The sequence below is a fragment of the Desulfonatronospira sp. genome (assembly GCA_003563255.1).
Classification (GTDB): Bacteria; Desulfobacterota; Desulfovibrionia; order Desulfovibrionales; family Desulfonatronovibrionaceae; genus Desulfonatronospira.
Genome location: PWSL01000136.1, coordinates 1 through 5570, shown reverse-complemented (window position 1 = coordinate 5570; position 5570 = coordinate 1). Strand labels below are relative to the sequence as shown.

The 5570-nt window shown below is 49.7% G+C and carries 2 protein-coding genes; both read left to right on the top strand.

The genetic code is table 11. The features are described from left to right. The first annotated feature begins 271 nt into the window (after positions 1 to 271). Positions 272 to 1804, top strand: a complete 1533-nt coding sequence (locus QZP87_RS03725) for an ATP-binding protein (protein WP_291321573.1) — start codon at positions 272 to 274, stop codon at positions 1802 to 1804. Between the two features lie 392 nt (positions 1805 to 2196). Further along, entirely contained in the window at positions 2197 to 5331 is a 3135-nt protein-coding gene (locus tag QZP87_RS03720) for a sigma 54-interacting transcriptional regulator (RefSeq protein WP_291321572.1), read from the top strand. Positions 5332 to 5570: the final 239 nt, after the last annotated feature.

Sequence of the window (5570 nt, the reverse complement as noted above, 5' to 3'; positions counted from 1 at the left end):
TTGGTGGACGCGGAGCGTCCGGAAGATGTTCCCACGCAGAGCGTGGGAACAATAAAGTGGGCAGTCTCTTTTGCCCCGAAGGGGCCACTATTTCAGCACAGGGTCGAGGAAAAGGCCTAGTGACTTACTCGTGAAATGCAGTCAAAAAATTATCCTGTCTTCCTTGGCGACCTTAGCGCCTTTGCGTGAGAATATGTTTTTGGTTCGCGGGCACGGCCCGCTTTAGTGTTAATGTAATTGCTCTTACTTGAAACATCTTGGACAAATTATCATGAAGAAACTGCCCATTGGAATTCAAACTTTTGAGAATTTGATTCTGGAAGGATACTCTTATGTGGACAAGACCCCATATATTAAACAATTGACCTCTCAGGGTAAATACTACTTTCTTTCCCGCCCCCGTCGATTCGGCAAAAGCCTTCTTTTAAGCACCATCAAGGCTGCCTACCAGGGGAAGAAAGATTTGTTTCAAGGGTTGTATTTGCAGGAAAACTGGGACTGGAACTCAGTTCATCCTGTGGTGCATATCAGCTTTGGATCAGGGGTCCTGCGTGATATTAAAGACTTGCACATTCGCTTCAAAGCCATCCTGGAAAGTCATGAACATGAATATGAACTGATTATACATGAAGATGATTTAAGGGAAAAATTTCTCAAGATAATTTACTTTTTGAGTGAAAAATACGACCAAAAGGTGGTCATCCTGGTGGATGAGTATGACAAGCCCATACTGGACAATGTTGAAAACAGGGATACAGCCGCAGACATCCGGGAAGAACTTAAGAATTACTATTCAGTTATCAAGGACGCAGATCCTTACATAGAATTTGTGCTCATTACCGGAGTATCAAAATTCAGCAAAGTGTCTTTATTCAGTGGATTAAACAACTTAGAGGATATTACTCTTGATAAAACTTTCTCTGCGATGTGCGGATACACTCAGAATGAACTGGAAACGGTTTTTTCCGGTTATTTAGAAGGAGTTGATCTGGCCCAGGTCAAACTCTGGTACAACGGCTACAACTGGCTGGGGCAAGAGGTATATAATCCCTTTGATATTCTACTTTACTTAAAATCAAAAGAATTCTCCAACTACTGGTTTGAAACGGGTACTCCCAGCTTTCTCATAAAGCTTCTCCATTCCAGAAAATATGCCATTCCATCCTTAGAATCCATAAAAGCCAGCGAAAAGCTTATGGGCAGTTTTGATCTTGATATGATAGAGATTGAGACTCTGCTTTTTCAAACCGGGTATCTGACAATAAAAGCAGTTCAGCAGACCGCCGGCTTAAGGAGATTCAATCTGAGTTATCCAAACCTTGAGGTCAAACAGAGCCTTGCTGATTCGCTGCTTACTTACCTTACCGGAACTTTGGCAGAGTCTGAGAATGCCAAGTTTTCAGCTTTTGATGCTCTGCTGTCCAATGATCTGGACAGTCTGGGTGATATTTTTCATGCCTTTTTTGCTTCCATTCCCCATGACTGGTACCGTAAAAACCAGCTGGCAGGCTACGAAGGTTATTACGCATCTATTGTTTACTGCTATTTTGCAGCTCTGGGACTGGACGTTCAGGCCGAGGAGACAACCAACAAGGGACGTCTGGATTTGTGTATTCGTTTTGAGGGCAGGATTTACATCCTTGAATTCAAGGTGGTGGAACTGACCGGTCAGGGAAAATCCCTGGATCAGATCAAGAACAGGGGTTATGCTGAAAAATTCACCGGCCAGGAAATATATCTCATCGGCGTGGAATTTTCCAGTCAGGATCGCAATGTGGTCAGTTTTGAGTGGGAGAAAGTATAATCCGCTGTTGTAACCTTATCAGGGGGGCCTCGGTGGTGACTAATGGCGCAAGGCCGGAAATGGCATTGCAATACCTTTATTGTAACTGAACAGTCAAAAGTTTTTTTGTAATCATCTGTTTTTATTAGTTTTTTTGACAGATCAATATGTCTTTCGGGTCAGGCTATGTATTTATCCAAATTCATTGACATAATTTCTTACAACCAGGAACGAAGAACCAAGAACTTTGAACTCTCAAGATTGTAACAGTTTAGCCTTTTCTAAGGAAAGCAGGGGACAGGCACCCCAGCCCTTGTTTTGTTGTTGATGTAAAACACAGACTTAATAAAACAAGGGCTGGGAGAGCCAGTCCCCCTCCGGGCTGTATGCCTCCGGGCAGGAAGCCGTGCAACATGCAAATGGCTAAACTGTTACCCTTTATTAAAGGATGCATCATGGATATGTATGTGCAGCAGACACCCCCAAAACCTGTCGTCCTCATCGTGGACGATCAGCCGGCGAATCTAAAAACCCTGAGTGCTCTGCTTCATGATGACTACCGCGTACTGGTGGCCGCGGGCGGTACCACGGCCCTGGAAATTGTCCATGGCAAGACCCTGCCGGACCTGATCCTGCTGGACATCATGATGCCGGACATGGACGGTTACGAGGTCTGCCGCCGCCTCAAGGCTGATGCCAAAACCAGCGACATCCCGGTGATCTTCGTCACCGCCATGGACCAGGACGAGGACGAAGAACTCGGTTTCAGGCTCGGTGCTGCTGATTACATTACCAAACCCTTCAATCCCCTCATAGTCCGGGCCAGGGTGCGCACCCAGCTAAATCTCAAGCTCAATGCCGATCTTCTTGAACAGGCTGCTGTTGAGCGGCGCGCTCTCCTGACAGAATATGAAACCATCTTCAATAATGTCCAAAGTGCACTCTTTTTGATTGATATCGACCCCCAGGGCCGTTTTATTATCGAGAGACTGAACGTTTACCATCAGGAAAAAACCGGGCTGGACCTGCGGGACATCAGAGGTAAAACACCAGTGCAGGCCTTTGGGCCGGAACTCGGTGCCCGGATAGAGGATAATTATCGCAAGTGTTTCGAACTGCAGCAGAACATCAGCTATGAAGAAATACTGCTTCTTCCGGCCGGTGAAAGGACCTGGCTGACCAGGCTGACTCCGGTTGTAATCAACGGCCGACCGGTAAAACTGGTTGGCAGCGCTCTGGATATTACGGATTTAAAATATGCGCAAAAAGAACTGCTGACCAGTCAGTCCAGGCTGTCCTGGGCCCAGACTTTGACCCAGTCAGGAGTCTGGGAATACGACATGGACCAGGGCACCCTGTTCTGGTCAAAGGAGTGTGAGGCCCTGTTCGGTCTGCAGGAAGGCGGATTCGAGGGGACTTATCAGGCGTTTCTGGACCGGGTGCACCCTGACGACAGGGAGTACGTGATCAGCACAAACCGGCCCATTATTGAAATGAAGGAAGGCCTTACTCTGGAATACGACCATCGCATAGTCAAAAAGGATGGTCAGATCTGCTGGGTCAGGGAATCAGCCGGGGTTGTATATGATGAGGCGGGCAATCCATTGCGGGTGGTCGGCTTTGTGCAGGATATCACCCAGCGTAAAGAGGCCGAGCGGGCCATAATCAAGCAGAAGGCCCTGGAAGGACTGCTTATGGAGCTGGCGGCCGACTCCATCAATGCTCCCCTGGATGATTTCGACCACACAATAAGCCGGCTTCTGGAAGCTGTAGGCAGGTCTGTGGAAGTAGACCGGGTTTACCTTTTCAATTATGACTATGTCCGTAAAATTGCAGTGAACACGCACGAATGGTGCGCTGAAGACATAAAACCGGAAATCGGCAACCTCCAGGCTGTGCCCTTTGATCTTATTTCTGAAATCATGCCGGCCCATGAACGGGGCGAGAGTGTTCATATCCCTGATGTCGGCGAGTTGAGTGAAAATCCTGGCATGCGCTCACACTTTGAGGATCAGGGTATCAAGTCCATAGTTTCCATCCCTTTGATGGACAACCGGGCTTGTCTGGGTTTTGTCGGCTTTGACGCAGTCAGGAAGGGAAAAGTTTTTTCAGACACTGAAATATACCTGCTGGGCTTTATGGCCGAGGTCATGGTCAATGTCATGTCAAGACAGCAGACCAGTAAGGAACTTCAGGAAAGCGAGGCCCGCTACCGGGTCATTGCTGAGAATATTGCCATGGGAGTGGCTGTTATTGATGAAAAAATGCGCATTACCAGCGCCAATCCCAGGCTCAGGCAGTGGTTCCCCGGGCTTCGCCCCGAGAACACCCCCTATTGCTATCAGGTCTTTTGCCATACCGTCAGCAAAATGGTTTGCAGCGACTGCCCCTGTATCTCTTCTTTTGAAAACCGCCGCGTGCATAAGAGCATTAAACGCAGAAAGCACAATGGCGGTGAGCAGATATTCCGCCTGACATCCTCACCGGTACCCGGTCCGGAAGGTCGCGTCAGTCAGGTGGTCCTCATGTTCCAGGAGATCACGGATGAGGTCCTGCGTGAAGAAGAATTGCGCAACAGGCTCAGTGAGGCGGAGCAACGCCTGGCCGGGGGCGGCCCTGGCGGGTTGTGCGGACTGCGCGGGGCAAGCCGGGCCATGGGTGATGTCTACAGCCGGATCAGGGCAACGGCCGGTACGGACAGGGTGGTGTTGCTCATGGGAGAGACCGGCACAGGCAAGGATCTTGCGGCCAGAGCCATACATGAGCTGAGGGGCCGGGGCTTATTCACAATTGTCAACTGCCCCAATGTCTCGCCTTCCCTGGTGGAAAGTGAACTCTACGGACATTGCAAGGGTGCCTTTACCGGGGCATCAAGAAACAAGAAAGGCTATTTTGAAGCTGCGGGCAACGGGGTAATCCTGCTGGATGAGATCGAGACGGCTCCACCCCGGATGCAGACTGCACTGCTCAGGGTGCTGGAATGCAGGGAAGTCATCAGGGTGGGCGATTCCCAGCCCCGGTCCATTGAAGCCAAGATTCTGGCCGCAGCCAACCAGGACCTGGAGGCCATGGTGCAAAAGGGTCTGTTCAGGGAGGACCTTTTCTTTCGACTCTGCGAAACAGTCATCTACATCCCTCCCCTGAGGGAGCGCACCGAGGATATTTCTATCCTGGCCGAGCATTTCCTGGAAGAATACAACATGCTCTCCAGGCAACGTCCCCGTCAGCTGTCTCCCAGGAGCATGGAACTGCTGTGCGGATACTACTGGCCGGGCAATGCGCGTGAACTGCGCAACCTGGTGCATACCCTGGCTGACACTGCCCCAGCACCTATGATCCGCCCGGCAGACCTTCCAGGCTGGCTGGCCAGCGGCACAGGAGAATTCCCCACCCTGGAAGAGCGGGAAAAAAAGGCTCTGCAGGATGCCATGGACCGGGCCTCAGGTAATAAAACAGAGACTGCCCGGCTCCTGGGGGTCTCCCGCAAGACCGTATATTCCCTGCTGCACAAGTACGGCATGGATCAGGAAAGGCTGCCTTTTCATTAAGTGTTTTCTGCTATTCCTCCCCGAACACACAATTTGGCATTGCTATCTCAAAAAACAGGATTGCTGGATGAGATGTCCATAGAGCCTACATTCCGCACCCCTTTTGAGATTACAGCGGCTATTTTTTTCTTTGTTTTTTAGCACTACAGCGAAACTTATTTATTCACCTCCGGGGACTGGCTCTCCCCGCACTTATTTTTAAAACCTGTCAATCATCCTTCAGAAAAATAAGTGCGGGG